This window comes from Chitinophaga deserti, from assembly GCF_003149455.1.
Lineage (GTDB): Bacteria > Bacteroidota > Bacteroidia > Chitinophagales > Chitinophagaceae > Chitinophaga > Chitinophaga deserti.
In genome coordinates this window covers 463,020-480,278 of the sequence record NZ_QFFK01000006.1, presented here as the reverse complement: position 1 = coordinate 480,278, position 17,259 = coordinate 463,020, and the positions used below count along the sequence as shown (strand labels likewise).

General features: G+C 49.7%; 16 protein-coding genes. 8 read left to right on the top strand and 8 right to left on the bottom strand.

The window, feature by feature from the left end; translation table 11 throughout:
• The first annotated feature begins 359 nt into the window (after positions 1-359).
• Positions 360-1,490, top strand: coding sequence for a cysteine desulfurase family protein (locus DEV76_RS16550; RefSeq protein WP_109699043.1), 1,131 nt, complete (start codon positions 360-362; stop codon positions 1,488-1,490).
• 14 nt (positions 1,491-1,504) lie between these two features.
• Here DEV76_RS16550 and DEV76_RS16545 read toward each other — a convergent pair whose 3' ends face one another.
• From DEV76_RS16545 to DEV76_RS16520, 6 genes are read right to left on the bottom strand one after another with little or no spacing between them, the layout of a single operon-like run.
• Complete coding sequence (locus DEV76_RS16545; protein WP_109699013.1) at positions 1,505-1,945, bottom strand: molybdenum cofactor biosynthesis protein MoaE; 441 nt, start codon at positions 1,943-1,945, stop codon at positions 1,505-1,507.
• A gap of 31 nt (positions 1,946-1,976) precedes the next feature.
• Positions 1,977-2,204, bottom strand: a complete 228-nt coding sequence (locus DEV76_RS16540; RefSeq protein WP_109699012.1) for a MoaD/ThiS family protein — start codon at positions 2,202-2,204, stop codon at positions 1,977-1,979.
• An 18-nt stretch (positions 2,205-2,222) separates the two neighbouring features.
• On the bottom strand, positions 2,223-2,951 hold the full coding sequence (locus DEV76_RS16535) for a sulfite exporter TauE/SafE family protein (RefSeq protein ID WP_109699042.1): 729 nt from the start codon (positions 2,949-2,951) through the stop codon (positions 2,223-2,225).
• Between the two features lie 15 nt (positions 2,952-2,966).
• Positions 2,967-3,560, bottom strand: a complete 594-nt coding sequence (locus DEV76_RS16530; protein WP_109699011.1) for a nucleotidyltransferase family protein — start codon at positions 3,558-3,560, stop codon at positions 2,967-2,969.
• On the bottom strand, positions 3,557-4,537 hold the full coding sequence (gene moaA, locus DEV76_RS16525; RefSeq protein ID WP_109699010.1) for a GTP 3',8-cyclase MoaA: 981 nt from the start codon (positions 4,535-4,537) through the stop codon (positions 3,557-3,559). The genes DEV76_RS16530 and moaA overlap by 4 nt, the downstream gene beginning before the upstream one ends.
• Before the next feature lie 8 nt (positions 4,538-4,545).
• Complete coding sequence (locus DEV76_RS16520) at positions 4,546-5,670, bottom strand: XdhC family protein (protein ID WP_109699009.1); 1,125 nt, start codon at positions 5,668-5,670, stop codon at positions 4,546-4,548.
• Positions 5,671-5,981: 311 nt separating this feature from the next.
• Between DEV76_RS16520 and DEV76_RS16515 the strand changes: the two genes are divergently transcribed.
• The 3 genes from DEV76_RS16515 to DEV76_RS16505 are packed head-to-tail and all read left to right on the top strand — an operon-like array spanning position 5,982 to position 9,366.
• Positions 5,982-8,195, top strand: a complete 2,214-nt coding sequence (locus DEV76_RS16515) for a xanthine dehydrogenase family protein molybdopterin-binding subunit (protein ID WP_232826968.1) — start codon at positions 5,982-5,984, stop codon at positions 8,193-8,195.
• Between the two features lie 23 nt (positions 8,196-8,218).
• On the top strand, positions 8,219-8,686 hold the full coding sequence (locus DEV76_RS16510) for a (2Fe-2S)-binding protein (RefSeq protein WP_109699007.1): 468 nt from the start codon (positions 8,219-8,221) through the stop codon (positions 8,684-8,686).
• 38 nt (positions 8,687-8,724) lie between these two features.
• Positions 8,725-9,366 carry a hypothetical protein gene (locus DEV76_RS16505; protein WP_198652095.1) on the top strand — a complete coding sequence of 214 codons (642 nt, stop codon included), beginning with the start codon at positions 8,725-8,727 and terminating at the stop codon, positions 9,364-9,366.
• 16 nt (positions 9,367-9,382) lie between these two features.
• Here the strand turns inward: DEV76_RS16505 and DEV76_RS16500 are convergent, their stop codons facing one another.
• Positions 9,383-10,273, bottom strand: coding sequence for an AraC family transcriptional regulator (locus DEV76_RS16500; RefSeq protein ID WP_109699006.1), 891 nt, complete (start codon positions 10,271-10,273; stop codon positions 9,383-9,385).
• Between the two features lie 102 nt (positions 10,274-10,375).
• Here DEV76_RS16500 and DEV76_RS16495 point away from each other — a divergent pair, with 102 nt between their 5' ends.
• From DEV76_RS16495 to DEV76_RS16480, 4 genes are all read left to right on the top strand, one after another.
• Positions 10,376-12,733, top strand: coding sequence for a GH92 family glycosyl hydrolase (locus tag DEV76_RS16495; RefSeq protein WP_109699005.1), 2,358 nt, complete (start codon positions 10,376-10,378; stop codon positions 12,731-12,733).
• A gap of 402 nt (positions 12,734-13,135) precedes the next feature.
• Positions 13,136-14,074: a pentapeptide repeat-containing protein gene (locus tag DEV76_RS16490; protein ID WP_109699041.1), complete on the top strand. Its 939-nt coding sequence runs from the start codon at positions 13,136-13,138 to the stop codon at positions 14,072-14,074.
• A 10-nt stretch (positions 14,075-14,084) separates the two neighbouring features.
• Positions 14,085-14,843: an ABC transporter ATP-binding protein gene (locus DEV76_RS16485; RefSeq protein WP_109699004.1), complete on the top strand. Its 759-nt coding sequence runs from the start codon at positions 14,085-14,087 to the stop codon at positions 14,841-14,843.
• A gap of 12 nt (positions 14,844-14,855) precedes the next feature.
• Positions 14,856-15,611, top strand: a complete 756-nt coding sequence (locus DEV76_RS16480) for an ABC transporter permease (protein ID WP_232826967.1) — start codon at positions 14,856-14,858, stop codon at positions 15,609-15,611.
• Positions 15,612-15,775: 164 nt separating this feature from the next.
• Here the strand turns inward: DEV76_RS16480 and DEV76_RS16475 are convergent, their stop codons facing one another.
• The gene (locus DEV76_RS16475; protein WP_109699002.1) at positions 15,776-17,257 is read right to left on the bottom strand and encodes a S41 family peptidase; all 1,482 of its coding nucleotides are present in this window, start codon (positions 17,255-17,257) and stop codon (positions 15,776-15,778) included.
• Positions 17,258-17,259 lie beyond the last annotated feature (2 nt).

Below are 17,259 nucleotides of genomic sequence, written 5' to 3'. Positions count from 1 at the left end.
CTGGGCTATCGCTATGCGCTCTGAATCTGAATATTGGCTTTTTCTGCCCTGCGTCTTCTTCATAAAGGAAATTTAATTTAAACGTTATTAAATCCCTAAACTGTAAAGCCAATTTTGAAATAAGACAGGAATCAACCGGCCGCTTAACGGCCAAAACGGTCATTTGCGGCCAAAATGGCCATTTGCTTTTAACCGCATTCCTGCAAAACTTACTTTTGAATTGTAACTACAAAGCATCATGGTCAGGATTGAGGAATTTTGTTTACCGCCCTGGCAGCAGGCAAAGAGGGCATAATTCCTGATTTTATGTGGTAAATTCACGCAGTATGCCGGTTGAATTCCGGAACAATAACAAACTAATGTCCGCAACGCCAATATACCTGGATTATAACGCAACCACTCCGCTGGATGAGCGGGTGCTGGAAGCGATGCTGCCATACTTCAGAACGCACTTTGCGAATGCAAACAGCGTGCATTTATCCGGCTTAGTGGTGCGGGAAGTGGTGGAAAATGCAAGTGAACAGCTCGCCGCGCTTATTGGTGCCAGTCCAAATGACATACTACATACTTCCGGCGCAACAGAATCCATCAATCTGGCGCTGAAAGGCCTGCAATCCACAGAAAGGAACCACATCGTTACTGTTACTACCGAGCACAAAGCCGTACTCGACACCTGCCGCTTCCTAGAAGAACAGGGCTTCCGCATCACCCGGGTACCGGTGGATGCGGAAGGACTCGTAAATGAAGTTGAATTGGAAAATGCAGTAACGGAAGATACCCTCTGTGTATCGGTTATGCTGGCGAATAACGAAACCGGCGTCATACATCCTATCCGGAACATTAGCGGGATCGCGCATGCCCGTGGCGCACTGATGCTTTGCGATGCAACGCAGGCGGTGGGGAAAATTCCGGTTAATGTCCGGGAACCGGGGATTGATCTCTTGGCGTTATCGGCACATAAATTCTATGGCCCTAAAGGCAGCGGTGCATTGTGGATGTCTCCGGGAGTAAAGAAGTTACTATCAGCCCAGATGCATGGCGGTGGTCATCAGAAAGGGTTCAGGAGCGGCACGCTCAATGTGCCGGGCATTGTTGGGATGGGGAAAGCTGCGGAGGTGGCTCAGGCTGAGATGGCGGAAGATGCTGCCCGTATCGGGAACCTGCGGGACCAGCTGGAGAAGGAATTGCTTACGGTCGCCGGAGCATTTGTGAACGGCCATCCCGGGCAGCGGCTTTATAATACTACAAATATTTGTTTCCCGGGTGTGAATGCGGATCAACTGATCCTTGCGCTGCAGCATATATCTGTTTCCAGCGGCTCTGCCTGTACAGCGGCAACCACCCATCCATCGCATGTCCTGAAAGCGATGGGCCTCAGCGACCAGGACGCGCTTTCATCAATCCGTTTCAGCCTTGGGAGGTTTACGACCGAACCGGAAATTGCGGAAACCATCGGGCGGGTGAAGTTATTGGTCGGCCGGCTTACCTGAAGGAATATTGCCTGTTATTGATTTACTTTCCACTGATGGGTTTCATCTTCGAATAATTCCTTCCCCCATACCGGAAGTTCCTGCTTGATGCGCTCCACTACTTCCTCACAGGCGTCAATCGCCATTTTCCGGTGTTTGGACGAGGTGAATACGAACAGGCAGATTTCCCCGGCTGCTACCGTGCCTAAACTGTGATATACATGCATACAGGTAAGTGCGTATTTCTCAAAGGTCCCTTCCCGGATCTCATGCATTTTATCCAGTGCAAGATCCTTGTAGGTAGTGTATTCGATGGCGCGTACGGCCTTACCGTTGATCTGGTCGGCCCTTACCTGCCCCAGGAAAATACTATGCGCACCTATATCCGTTTTAGAAGAATGCTTAGCGATGGCATCCGCGATGAATGCCGGAGAGATTGCACCTTCCATGAAAATCTGTTTCTTTTCCCTGCTCATGTAATTACTGTTATCAGTTAAATGGATAGTATCACCCGCCGGAATATGGGGGCATCAGCGCCACCTCGTCGTTATCATTCAGGGGTATGTTATTCTTCACGATCTGCTGATTAACGGCAACCAGGATCTTTTGCGTTGTAAGTGCGGGAAATCTGGCTTTCAGTACTTTCAACAGCTCATCCGTATCCGTAGCCTCAAGTTCCGAATGTTTATCGAGGATGTCCGTCAATGCGCCAAAAGCAGTTAGTTTTACCTTCATAGCATTACAATTTAACAATTAACCGCCTGTAAACAATAACTTATAAGCTGCAACCAGCAACACGGTGGCTAATACATACTTCAGTATTTCATGATTGAACTTTTTGGCACCGATGTAAGCCCCCAACAATCCGCCTGCGAATGCCACGGCAATGTACGACCACATGCCCGCCGTAAAAGTAACCCCTTGCGTCAGCATACCACCGAGTCCGGCTACGGAATTCACGAATATAAACGCTGCGCTGATGGCCGCAGTTTGCTTCTGGTTGGTCCATTTCAGCAGGATAAGAACCGGGGAAAGGATGATGCCCCCACCGATCCCTATCATGCCCGACAACAGGCCTATAACGGCCCCGGCAGCCAGGGAAATGGTAAGGTCCGGCTTCTTCAGCTCGCTATCCTCCACGTTTTTAAAGAAAAAGAAACGGAAAACGGGGAACAGCAGCAGTACTCCAAGCATCCGCTTATAAACCACCACATCCACGTTCAGCATCCCGCCGAGGAAAGCGCAGGGTATGGAAGCCAGTGCTATCGGTATAAATATCCGGGCTTTGAAATGCCCGCCGGAATAGTATTGGAGGAACGAAATCACTGACACGAACAGGTTCAGCACCAATGCCGTAGGCTTCATTTCCTGCGGCGCCACACCGTAAAGCGCCATCAGCGCCAGGTAACCGCTCGCCCCGCCATGCCCTACAGATGCATAGAGGAACGCTACAATGAACAAAACGATGTAAAACAATTCCATACCAGAGATCATACATTAATTGCCGGTCAGCTTATTATATTCTGCCATTGTATCAATATCGATACGGCCTTCTTCAAACGGGTAAATGGCGGTATCATCTTCATGCTGCCTGATCAATTTCTTCGCGCCTTCCTGTCCTTCCAGTTGCAACAGCTGTTTAAAATATGCCCGTGTGAACAGCACCGGGGTACCATAGGTATTATCGTAGCCAGATGCTGCGATCCCCTTGCCGGAAGAGCGTTGCGTTGATTTCAGGCCTTCGAAGACGGCGGCACTGATGAAAGGCTGGTCGCAAACGGCGAGTATGCAGGCAGCTAATTCCGGCTCAGCATCCAGCAGCGACAATAACCCCACACGGATGGAGGAGGCCATACCGGATTGCCACCCGGGATTGGTGACCAGCTGCACCCCGGTTTCCGCCAGTTCCTGTTCCACAGCACCGGCATCGGCACCAGTAACTACTATAACCAGATGCTGTTCAACTGCGAGCGCAGCATCTGTTACCCGGCGAACAAGGCTTTTACCCCCGAAGTGCATCAGCTGCTTGGGCTGCCCCATGCGTGAGGAGCCCCCGGCTGCCAGAATGATGATACCTGTCTGAAATGTCATCCGCCTATGTTTATCATGCTCCGGTTTTCAATAGACCGTGCATCGAGATTCTCAAAATTACCAGTCATTTGTCCGCCCAGTTCGCGGGCTTTAGCGCGGATGTTCTCCATAATAAGCAGCAATACATCTTCCCCGCGGCGCAGCGCCGAAAGAAGGTCCGTTTCCGATTTGGAGAACAGGCAGTTCTTCAGTTTACCGTCGGCCGTGAGGCGTATACGGTTACAGCCTGCGCAGAACGGGGCCGTCATAGTACTGATAACGGAAAAATTCCCCTGGTGACCGGGTATGGAAAACCGCCGGGCCGTTTCATTGGGTTCTGCCGGCAAGGGGTTCGTTTCATATTCTGCGTTCACTGCTTCCAGTATTTCACGGTAGGTGAATACCTGGTTGCTCGTCCACCGGTTACCACTGAAGGGCATAAATTCAATAAACCGCACTTCCACCGGCCATTCCCGCGTAAGGGCAATGAAATCGTTGATCTCATCATCGTTCAGCCCTTTCATGACCACAACGTTGATCTTGGTACGGATACCCCGTTCCAGTAAAAGACTGATATTGTTCCTGACACGGTGAAAGAGATCCCGCCGTGTGATTTTAAAGAACTTACCGGCCTGCAGGGTATCGAGACTGACGTTGATACCCGCAAACCCCGCGGCTTCGATATCGGATATCATTTCATCTACCCGGATGCCGTTGGTAGTACAGGCCAGTTGTACCGGAAGTTCGGCCAATGCCCGGATGATGGCAGGGGCGTCTTTCCTGACAAGCGGTTCGCCGCCCGTCAGCCGGATTTTACGGACGCCCTGATCAACGAAGACCCTGGCGAGGTGATCGATCTCCGCTGGCTGCATAAGCCGGGCATGGGGCGCAAAGGCATAATTTTCCTCCGGCATGCAATAAAAGCAACGCAGGTTGCAGTTATCCGTCAGCGACAGGCGCAGGTAATCGTGTACACGTCCAAAGCGGTCTTCAATCATGATGATACTTATGGTAATACAATTGTATCCTTATGGATTTTCTCTTTACGGTATTTAAGTGAAGTTCCTGATTTTCCGGTTAATACGGCCTTTATTTCCGCGATCACGGCAATAGCGATCTCATCGGAGGTTTCGGCTCCAATGTCCAGTCCTACGGGACCATAAACGCGTTGCTGTTGTTCGGGAGTGAGGCTTATTCCTGCTGATGAAAGCTCTTCCAGCATCCGGTTCATTTTGGTTGCCGGGCCCAGGATGCCGATATAAGGTGTGGCAGTTGCCGGGAGTACTTTCAATAGTGCCAGATCGTACTTGTAGTTATGCGTCATCAGTACGAATACGGTTGATTCGTCGATGGTTAACAGGCTGGTCAATTCTTCCGGCTTTGCCAGCAGTACTTGTTTCGCCCGGGGAAACCTGCGGGCCTGTGCATGGGTTGCGCGGCCGTCGGCCACGGTCACTTCCCATCCCAGCAGGGAGGCCGCTTCCACCAGGGGCTTCACATCGTTCCCGGCGCCGGCCACGATAAGCGAAACCGGAGGTGCCACATATTCCAGCAGTGCCTCTGCCCCATCGCCTCCCGTGGAGATCTTCCGGATAACAGTCCGTTTTCCTTCCAGCACGCTTGCCAAGGCAGCGGACAGGTCAGTACCGGGAATGCCTGCACCATACCCTTTACCTCCCTTCCAGCATAAGACGGTACCCGGCTGGGGCGCCCGGCGGTCCAGCGAATAAAGGGTGACCAGTGCGGCCTCCCTGCGGTCTTCCGTTAGGCGTGCCAGCAATGCCATGGCATTGTCGGGCTTATCCGGGTCGATGTATTCGAATAAAATATGCACGATACCATTACAGCCGAGCTGAACGCCGAATTCGGCATCATCAGGATTGCTGGTATCGTAGGTGATCAGTTTATTCTGCCGTTGCTGAATGGCCAGCAGGGCTTTCCGGAGCGCATCGCCCTCCAGGCAGCCACCGCTGATAGCGCCGGTAAGGCTTCCGTCTTCCGTCACCAGCATGCGTGCTCCGGGCCGGCGGTAGGAAGAGCCTTCCACCCTTACTACTGTGGCCAGCACAGCCTGCATTTGCGCCTGGCGGGCTGTATGATAAGACTGAATGATTTCCAGGATCTCTTTCATCCTAATATCAGGACTGTTTTGTAAATTTAAGTATACCCTTCAACACCGGTGGGTGACGTTACCAAATCTAATGAATTCCTGGCTGGCGATGTTCCCGTTCTTCGCCAAACCGTAATATTGGTAGGAAAATAAGTAATACATATACAACCGTGCGGAGAATATTTTGGTAACTTGATCTTGTGCAAATAACGGCCTTCATGCTGAATGGAAACTTTTGCCTAAAACTATAATTTCTGATAATGGAACAATCAAAGTCAACCCAAAGCAGGCGATCATTTTTAAAGTCATCTTTATTAGCCGGGGGCGGCCTTATGATCAGTTTCACCTGGCTATCCCGGGCAGGACTGGCAGATACCCCTAAGGGCATCGCATTGCCGGAGCAATGGCATGAACTGACCGGCTATATCAAGATCACGCCTGATAATATCATAAAGATCCTCAATCCCAATCCGGAATTTGGCCAGAATGTGATGACCTCTCTCCCCATGATAGTGGCCGAAGAGCTGGAGGCCGACTGGAAAAAGATAGTAGTGGAAATGGGCCCGCACGACAATGTGAAGCTCGGGCCTCAGTTTACCGGCGGCAGTAATTCAGTGCGGATGTACTGGAAGCCACTCCGGGAAGCTGGCGCCGCAGCCCGTCATATGCTGCTGCAGGCAGCCGCAGAAACCTGGGGCGTACCGGTTGAAGAACTGACGGCCCAAAACGGCATTATCTCCCATGCCAAAAGCGGCAAGTCAGCCAACTATGGCAGCCTCGCGTCTAAAGCGGCCACATACCCCATTCCCAAAGGGATGGCGTTAAAAGCGGCCAAAGACTTCAAAGTGGTACGCAACTCTCAGAAGAATGTTGAAGGTCAGAAGATCGTTACCGGCAAACCCCTTTTTGGACTGGATTACAGGCAGGAAGGAATGCTGTATGCCATGATACAACATCCCCCGGCATTCGGCATGAAACTGCAGTCATTCGATGCTTCCCAGGCCCTTAAAATGCCAGGGATCAAAGACGTTTTCACGCTTAAACTGTATGAAGATGGTTTTGAACAAGGAGGGTTTGATACCCGTTCCTTCAACGATCTGCTGGTTGTGGTTGGTAATACTACCTGGGAAGTAATGAATGCCCGTAAAAAGCTCATCGTGCAATGGGAAGCGACCGGCGACACAAAAGACACGATTGCCGGCAGGGGTACCAAAAGAGAAGTGATAGTACCCGGAGCGCTGGAAACCACCACTGCACAGCTGGAGAAAATGAAGGAATACGCTCAGAAACCCGCCCAGCAGCTGAGAAAGGACGGCGACCCGGAAGCAGCCTTCAAAAACGCCGCACAGGTGATAGAACGTACTTACAATGCCCCGTTCCTCGCGCATAACTGCATGGAGCCCATGAACTTCTTTGCGCATGTTACCGATGAAAAAGCCTTGCTGGCAGGGCCCTTACAGGCACCTGCATGGACGGAACCAACCCTCGCTAAACTATTAAACCTCCCACCTGAGAAGATCGAGATACAGATGACTCGCATGGGCGGTGGCTTTGGCCGCAGGGCTTACGGCCATTACCTGCATGAAGCAGCCCTGATCTCGAAAAAAGCAAAAGCACCCATCCAGCTGATATACTCCCGTGAAGATGATATGACCTACGGCATCTACCGCCCCATGTACACCGCCACTTACCGGGCAGCACTGGATGCCAATAAAAACCTCATAGGCTTTCATGTGAAAGGGGGTGGTATTCCCGAACACGCCATTCACGCCAACAGGTTCCCTGCCGGCGCTGTTGATAATTATCTTGCAGAAGGCTGGCAGATTCCATCCAATATCACCATCGGGGCCTTTAGGGCGCCACGTTCCAATTTCAATGCTGCCGCAGAGCAATCGTTCTTAGACGAACTGGCAGTTGCTATGGGTAAAGATCCCATTGAACTACGGCTGGAACTGCTGAAAAGAGCCAAAGATAATCCCGTTGGTAAAAACAATGATTACGACCCGGACAGGTATGCAGGTATATTGAAACTGGTGAAAGAAAAATCAGGATGGGGCAAACCGGAAAACAAAAAGTACAGCCGGGGTGTTGCCGCCTATTTCTGCCATAATTCCTATGCAGCCCACGTAGTGGATATTGTGATGAAAAATGGGGCGCCGTATGTGGAAAGGGTGTACAGCGCGGTAGACTGTGGCATCGTCATTAATCCGGACGCCGCGTCGAACATGGTTGAAGGTGCTGTGGTAGATGGAATCGGGAATGCATTCTATGGCAGGCTGAGCCATAAAGAGGGTGCACCGGAGCAAAACAATTTTAATAATTACCGGATGATAAGGCACAGCGAAGCGCCTAAAAAGATCGAAGTGCATTTCGTTCAAAACGACATCGATCCCACCGGATTGGGAGAGCCTCCCTTCCCCCCTGTTTTCGGTGCCGTAGCCAATGCATTGTTTAAAGCCACCAACAAAAGGTATTACGACCAGCCTTTCCATGAACAGATCCCACAGCCCGGCAGTACGCTGGATAATAAAAAACGTTTAGGTTAATAGTACTTCATCAATTATCGACTATGATCAAATTAAATATCAATAAGAAATCCTACGAGCTGGACATTGATCCGAATACCCCCTTGCTATGGGCGCTAAGGGATGTAATTGGCCTTGTGGGAACGAAATACGGATGTGGTGTGGCGCAATGCGGGGCCTGTGTAGTTCACCTGAACGGGGAAGCCGTGCGGTCGTGCGTGACCAAGGTAAGCAGGGCGGCCGGGCAGCAGGTAGTTACCATCGAAGGCCTGTCTCCCAACAACGATCACCCATTGCAAAAAGCATGGCTGGAGCTGGATGTTTCTCAATGCGGATATTGCCAGGCAGGCCAAATCATGTCTGCAGCAGTATTGCTGAAAGAGAATAAAAACCCTACCGACAAGGATATCGATATGGCCATGGAAGGAAATATTTGCCGTTGCGGCACTTATATGCGCATCCATAAGGCGATACACCTTGCAGCTAAAATGCAAAGCAAAGATTCAAAGTAAATACACCGCTACACCGGAATAACATAAACAACAAACTGATGGAAAAAGCACCTGGGAAAAAGTCTTTTATTCAACATCCAAAGCTCATTATTACCACAATAGTTGTTGCGACAGTTATCGGATTGTCTGCAAGCGGGCTGAACAGCGAAAATGAAACAATAGTCGTTAAGCATGACAACATCAGTCAGGCAGACAGTATTGCCTCAGTAACGGCCTTCGAGAAGGTGTATAAGGTGCTGATGAGTCCGCGGTGTATGAACTGCCATCCTGCCGGTGATATTCCACTCCAGGGCGACGACAGCCACCTGCACGCCATGTCTCCCGTACGAGGGCACGATGGAAAAGGGTTGTATTCCATGAAATGCTCCAATTGCCATCAACCCACCAATTCGCCGGGCCTCAATACCCCGCCCGGTAATCCCAAATGGGCACTCCCTCCCGCTGATATGAAAATGGTGTTCGAAGGCAAATCTGCCAGAGAACTCGCTTTACAAATAATGGACTACAATAAGAACGGCCATAAAACGAGGGCGCAATTAATCGAACACGCCCGGGATACCCTTGTTAAAGCCGGCTGGAACATGGGTGAAGGCCGTAAACCGCCACCGGTACCTTATAATGAATTTGTAGCTGCCTGGGATGAATGGATTAATAAAGGCGGCATCGCGCCTGCTAAATAACAGGTAGAACATTCAATTATACCTCCGTCTCATTCTTTCTGTAAGCCGATGGCGATAACCCCATTACTTTCGTGAAAACGCGGGAAAAGTACGCCGGTTCCTCAAACCCGAGGCGGTTAGCGATTTCGTGCAGTTTAAGATTAGTCAGCTCAATGTATTCACAGGCTTTCTGAATCTTCAGATTGATGAAGAAATTAATGGGTGATATGCCTGTTTCTTTCTGGAAAAGCATGGAAAAATGAGATTGCGAGTATTTAAAGTACCGCGCAATCTGATCCAGATCCAGGTTGCGCTCTATATTCTCCTGCATATAATAGATGACCTTGGCAGAAAAAGGATACTCTTTCCGCGACCTGACCGTGAAATGCTGATAGGCGTTCAGGTAAACAAATGAAGCCAGAAATGTATAGAGGCACATGGAAGCATAGATCATATACTCTTTAATGTACCCCATTGAAAACCGGCTGTAAATTTCTTCAAACAGCCTAATACGATCCTGCAGCCGGGAATGTTCATCAGGCAAAATAGTGACCGGGTTAGCTTTAACCGGTACAAAACTCTTACTCAGCTGCCCGCGGAACTGCAGCCAGTAGATAGTCCATGGATCATCTGCATCCGCACCAAAAGCATAATCGGTTTCTGCAGGAATTATGATGAACTGGTTGGCTGATATCGTATACTTCTGACCATAAATGGAATACCACCCTTTCCCTTCCGTACAGTATATGAGCAGGGCATAGTCGCACTTATTGGTTTTCTGAACATAATGAAACTTTACTTTCGGGAAGTAGCCGATCTTACGCACATACAGATTATTGATCAGCGGCTCTTCACAATAGGTTTGTAACAGCTCTTCGGGCAATGAAATGCTCCGCTCCCCCTTAAAACCTTCCTTTATCTTTTTCATCAAAAAAATCGTAAGATAGTATAAGTAAATAGTGATAAATGTACTTTTATCTCCAACAGCAACAAAATACTTTTACATACGTATTCAAATAATTAAAACCGTATGAATGTAAAAAGCTGCTATAGTCTGGGCGTGTTGTTTTCGCTGCTATTATTCTCCTGTTCCAGGAAGGTTTTAACTGGTGGATATAAGGGACCAAATGCTACCCAGGAAGCTTTATCTCAGTATGTGGATCCCAGAATAGGTACTGCGCATGCCCGCTGGTTTCACTTTACCCCGGGAGCCATGCCGTTTGGGATGGCCAAACCTGCCCCTTCCACCAACGGGCATCTGGGTAACAAAAGCGGATGGGAAGCTACCGGATATGATTACAGGGATAAAACAATTGAAGGCTTCCCCTGCCTGCATGAGTTCCAGGTTGGCGGAATTGTGCTGATGCCCGCTACCGGTAAGCTCAAAACCATCCCCGGTACGGTTAATGATACAACCGGCAAGGGCTACCGCTCGCGCTTCGACCGTTCGGATGAAATTGCCACAGCAGGCTACTACTCCGTACTCCTGAAAGATTATCAAATTAAAGCAGAACTGACCGCCACACCACGCGTTGCCTTTCAGCGGTACAGCTACCCTGCAGGTGCAGCGCATCATATCCTGTTCGACATCGGCAACCAGCAGGGCGAAAGCGGACGGGTGAAAGACGCATACGTCACTAAAACGAGTGATGGCCGGATTGAAGGCTGGGTAATCACCGAGCCGGAATACGTAAAAAAATACCAGCCGGGCGCAACCGTTACGCTCTATTTTTCTGCCGTTACCGATCATGCTCCTGCCTCCTGGGGTACTTTTAAGGGCAACGATGTACAGCCAGGAAAAACCGAAGTTTCAGGTGCGGGTGCCGGCATGTACCTGACTTTTGGATCCAACACCCCTGAAACCATTACGGTTAAGACGGGCCTGTCTTACACTTCGGTTGCCAACGCACGCCTGAACCTGCTGAAGGAAGCAGCCAACCTCAATTTTGACCAGGCTAAGGAAAATGCCGGTAAAGTCTGGGAAGATTATTTAGGACGGATCCGTGTGGAAACATCAAACAAAGCCGATAAAATCAAATTCTATACAGGCCTTTACCATGCATTGTTGGGAAGAGGGCTTGCCAACGATGTTAACGGTGCATACCCGCGCAATGATGGTAAAACCGGGCAGTTACCATTACAGAACAATAAACCCGTTCATAACATCTATAATACCGATGCAGCATGGGGTGTACAATGGAACCTTTCACAGCTGTGGATGCTGGTATATCCTGAATATCAGTCGGATTACCTGAGCAGTCATTTACAAACGTATAAAGATGCAGGCTGGCTGGCCGACGGGCTGGCCAATGGCCGTTATGTTTCCGGGGTAGGTACCAATTTGTTGACTACCTTGTTTGCAGGCGCCTACCAATGCGGCATCCGGGATTTTGATCTGAAAACTGCCTATGAAGCGGCCCTGAAAAACGAACTGGAAGGCGACAACCGCCCCTTAGGAGCTGGTAAGATGAACACGAAATCGTTTACAAAATACGGGTATGTTCCTGTTGACGCAGATACGGATGGCTTCTCCGCTTCGCATACACTGGAATATTCATATAGTGCCTGGGCAGTGGCACAATGGGCAAAACAACTGAACAAAACCAGTGATTATAACAGGCTGATGTACCTGTCCAAAGGCTGGGAACGGCTCTACGATTCTTCCACTAACTTTATTCGTCCGCGGAAAGCCAATGGGGAGTTTATTGAAAACTTTAATCCATTACAGGTATGGCGCGGATTCCAGGAAGGGAACGCCTGGCAGTATACCTTTTACGTGCCACACGATGTAAAAGGCCTGGCAGAGAAGCTTGGGCCTCCGCTTTTCAGTCAGCGGCTGGACAGTATCTTTACCGTTGCGCAAAAGTTGATTTTCGGGGGCGGTAAGCAGATAGATGCCTTCGCAGGACTTGAAACACTTTATAATCATGGCAATCAGCCCTGCTTACATATTTCCTGGCTGTTTAATGACATCGGTTATGCTTCCTTAACCCAGAAATGGGTGCGCGCCATCCTCAATGATTTTTATGGCACTGAAGGTATTCATGGTTATGGCTATGGGCAGGACGAAGACCAGGGGCAACTGGGCGCCTGGTACGTTATCAGCTCCATTGGCTTATTTGACGTGAAAGGTCTTACTGACACTACCCCTTCGTTTGGAATTAGCAGCCCACTGTTCGATAAAGTCACTATCCGGCTAAACAACCGTTACTATAAAGGAAGGGAGTTCATAATAGAGACGAAGAACAACAGCAAAACCAATGCTTATGTGCAGCAGCTTACGCTGAATGGAAAACGGCTGAAGGATACGCATATGCTGTTCAACTCGGTTGTGAATGGCGGCAAACTGGTGCTTGAAATGGGCAGCCAGCCTAAAGACAGATACTAATTCCGGTTAAAAGACAGGATAGCAGAAGCTGGGAATTACAGCCCTGCTTCTGTGTTTTATGTACTATCGTGGCATTCCAGTATTAACCGGATTTCCAATGGACCACCTGATATCTGCACCGCATCCTCAACTTTCGACGCTCGTTGCATGCTATGCCCCCCGTATTCTTCTATCTGGAATAATAAAGACAAAAGGCGCTATGAGGTAGCGTCTTTTGTCTTTTTGCCGGTCTAAATATCCTGATATTACCTTATCCCCCTCCTAAACAACTGTATTTTGTTAAAAAACAACCAAAAGTGGTGTGAAGACAACTAAAAGGAGCGATGTTTTTAGTGATTTTAGGTCTGATCCGGAATAACTTTGCCGAATCATCACTGTAAAGTACTCACCAAAAATGCAGATATGGATTCCAGGATTATAGGCGGCAAAATTGCCAAAGCGCGAAAAGATAAGAGCATGTCTCAGGCACAGGTAGCCCGGCTGCTGTTTATCAGTCCGCAGGCTGTCGGGAAGTGGGAACGCGGGGAGTCTGCGCCGGACATAGTTACATTTAACCGTTTAGCCGAGATATTCGGGGTAGACTTTAATTACTTCTCGGAGAGCTTTACCACCCCGGACAGCGAAGTACCCTCGCAGCCGGTAGAAGAAAATATGGGCCATACTCCTCCATCCCTTAAAACCGCCCCACTCCCAGTCTCCGGCAGGCAATTACTGACCAATTTTAGTGCGGGCAATCATGAAAAAGGGGATTTTGCCGGTGTTATAGCACATAAAGGCAGGTTTGAAGCGAGTACCCTAACCGGAGCCGATTTCTCAGGTGCTGACCTCACCGGCAGCATGTTCAGGGCAAGTGACACACGGGCAGCCAATTTCGACGGCGCGAACCTGACCGACTGCCGCTTTTCTGTACTGGAACTGGCGGGATCGAGTTTCCATCATACCACACTGGTACGCACAGAATTCGATAAAACCGGCATGGCCGGAGTAATCTTCTCTGATATTACATTTACAGGGGTAACGCTTAATATGATTGATCTGAGAAATACGCGCTTCGAACAATGCGCCTTCCTGGATGTCGATTTCAAATATTGTGATCTGAGAGAAATGGTATTGGACGGACTGACCTTTACCGGCGTACGGTTCGACAAGGCTGCGCTGAATGACGTTTCGTTCAAAGGGGCCACGCTCAACAATGTATCTTTTATACCCACGTTTACCCTCACCAACAGGTACTACAGGGCTATCAAAACCATCTCATTCGAGGGGGCCAAAATGGACAAGCTGACTTATGCCGCGCTTAAAGGCATTGGCGCTGATGTTTCCCAGGTCTCCATCATCTAAAACCTAATACATGCAAAAATCAATTCAAGTGACAGGACTGCATAAGTCCTACAGGAACCTCCATGTCCTGAAGGGAGTGGATCTTGAAGTGGAAAAGGGCAGCATTTTCGCCCTTTTAGGATCTAATGGATCCGGTAAAACTACGATGATCCGCATCCTTTCCACGCTATTGCCACCCGACAGCGGCCAGGTTATGGTGAATGGGCACGATGTGGTTGCCCAGCCCGGGCTGGTACGGCAGTCGATCAGCCTCACGGGACAGTTTGCCGCCGTAGACGAGATACTGACCGGCCGGGAAAACCTCATTATGATAGCCCGGCTCCGGCATCTCAAGGATCCGCGGCAGGTTGCAGATGATTTACTTCACCGCTTCAAGTTGACAGATGCGGCAGACCGGCGTGCATCCGGCTATTCCGGGGGTATGCGCCGCAGGCTCGACCTTGCCATGAGCCTCGTGGGTAACTCTCCTGTCATTTTCCTCGACGAACCTACTACCGGCCTTGACCCCGAAGCCAGGATCGAAGTATGGAAGATCATCAGGGAGATGGCCCGAAGCGGCGCCACGGTTTTCCTTACAACGCAATATCTCGAGGAAGCGGAGCAGCTGGCAGACCGGATCGCTATACTTCACGACGGTAAGATCATCGTCAGTGGTACGCTGGAGTCGCTGAAAAAGCTGTTCCCTCCCGCAAAGGTCGAATACATTGAAAAACAGCCTACGCTGGAAGAAATATTCCTTTCCATCATTGGCAACAATCAGCAACAATAAATAGATAAAACTATGCAACACTATTTCTCAGATATGCGCGTCATGCTCGGACGCAGTTTGCGCCATGTATTCCGCAGCCTGGATACTATTATCACCGTTACCATCATGCCGATCGCAATGATGCTGCTGTTTGTTTATGTTCTGGGCGGTGCGATTCAGGCGGGAACTGACAACTATGTAAATTACCTGTTGCCCGGCATCCTGCTGATTGCGGTGGCCAACAGTATAGGCTATGTATCATACCGCCTGTTCCTCGATAAACAGCGGGGTATCTTCGAACGGTTTAACTCCATGCCGGTGGCCCGGTCTGCCGCGTTGTGGGGGCATGTGCTGACCTCCCTTGTCTCCAATGCGGTATCCCTGACCGTGATTGTATTGGTGGCGTTGATGATGGGTTTCCGCTCACCAGCCGGCGTAATGTCGTGGCTGGCGGTAGCTGGTATTATCGGGGTGTTTACCCTTGCCCTTACGTGGATTGCAGCCATTGCCGGGTTATCGGCCAATTCGGTAGACGGCGCGGGCGTTATAGCATATCCCATTCATTTCTTCCCGCTGATCAGTTCTGCGTTCGTACCCACTGCCACCATGCCCGGGCCGGTTCGCGCCTTTGCCGAGCACCAGCCCGTTACCCCTATCGTGGAAGCCATTCGTGCATTATTATCAAATCAGCCTGTGGGCAGCGGAATATGGGTTGGACTGGCATGGTGCGTGGGGATTATGGTGGTAGCCTGTTTTGTGGCGGGCAGGGTGTACAGGAAACAGGGGTAATATTAACTTTGGGATAAAAAATAGCCGCCTCAAAAAGCTGAGGCGGCTATTTAATTTACCTGGCGGAGGAGAGTACAACGTGGAATGATAAAAGCAACGTTGAATTACGGACGGTACTATCCTCCCGGGTTTCACGAGTATTCAAAGGATACGATTTCAGGATATTAACGCTTACCAGACCGGATCAGATCCAGGGTATACTGTATCTCGGGATCTTTACCGGCACGGATATACTGCTGAAATTGCCCGAATGTGAGTTCTTTATCGGGCTGGCAACCGCGTCCGTTGTCTTCTTTGGCCTTCATGAAATATATTTCACTCATCGGCACCGTCAGCCTGCTTTTTGTTTTAGGCAGCGTATAGGTATTGAACCAGGCCGCCGTTGTGGAAGCCTCTCCGCTGCCGGTTTCCGTGCCTACCAGCACACCGCGCTTATTATTCTTTACCAGCGCTGCAAAGTAGGTGGCCGCGCTTACCGTGCCGCCGCTGATCAGAATATAGACGTCGCCCTTAAAGTTGTTCTTATCCGGCGGGTAGTTGACAATAGAGCCTTCCGTCAGACGGGCATTGCCGTAGTAAAAACCTGCGGAACTGTCGTAATCGAAGCGTTGCTTCAGGAAATTCGCGGTCTGCCTGATCTCTTCTTCCCCCATTTTGGTGCCATACCCGTTCAGCAGGTTCTCCGGATCATGGATATCGATGTTTTTTGTACGGTAGTTGAACACATTATCAAAGGGCTTTAAAGCCACGAAGGAATACAACAGGGCAGACATGTTGGGGTTACCGCCGCCGTTTGAGCGGATATCGATAATCACGTTCTTAATATTCCGCTTCTTTACTTCCGCGAAGAAATCACTCAGCTCCTTATACATAGCGTTCTCCTGGAGCATGAATGTGAGCACGGTTAACACCCCAGTCGATTCATTATCCAGATATTCCTTTGTTACGTAAGCACGCTTCAGGAAGGTATTAAAGGGAAGCTCTCCGAGGTTACGGTTATGATACCCTGTTTTAGCATCAACGGCTTTCAGCTGTGTGGTAACGGTGTTCTTAGCGCCGTATTCTTTATACACTACTTCATAGCTGGGGGCTTCGGGGAAAACCAGGCTGATAAACAGGCTCAGGTTTACGCCGGTACGGTCTGAACCAGTGCGGATGAAACCATCGCTATAGGTAGCGTATCCGATTTCACTAAGCAGGCTGGCCGCTGTTTTCTTATTAATGCTCAGGATCTCCGCGCCGAAAGGGATCGGTTCGCCTTTGGCGTTTACAATGATCTTATCCTTAAATGTGGTGGTAGCCAGCGGGAAGTGATGGATGCCATAGAATACATCTATCACACGTTCTTCGTCGTAATCCAGCTTCAGGTGAACGTCGTTAAACAACTGTACGGGAGAATACCGCAAAGCGCTCATGAGCGACGGATCCTGATCCAGCCGGTTCATCAGTGAATCCAGCCTGCGGTTAAACGTGGCCGTATCCGTAAACTTATAAGGATTCGGGTGCTGTTTCTTCAACAGGTCTGTAGCATATATAAAATCATCCTTCAGATCCTGCCTGGTAAACCCGGTAAAAGGTTGTAACTGCGCCAGCGCGGATGTGGAAAGCAGGGACATGAGCATCCCTGATGCAATCAATTGCTTCATGC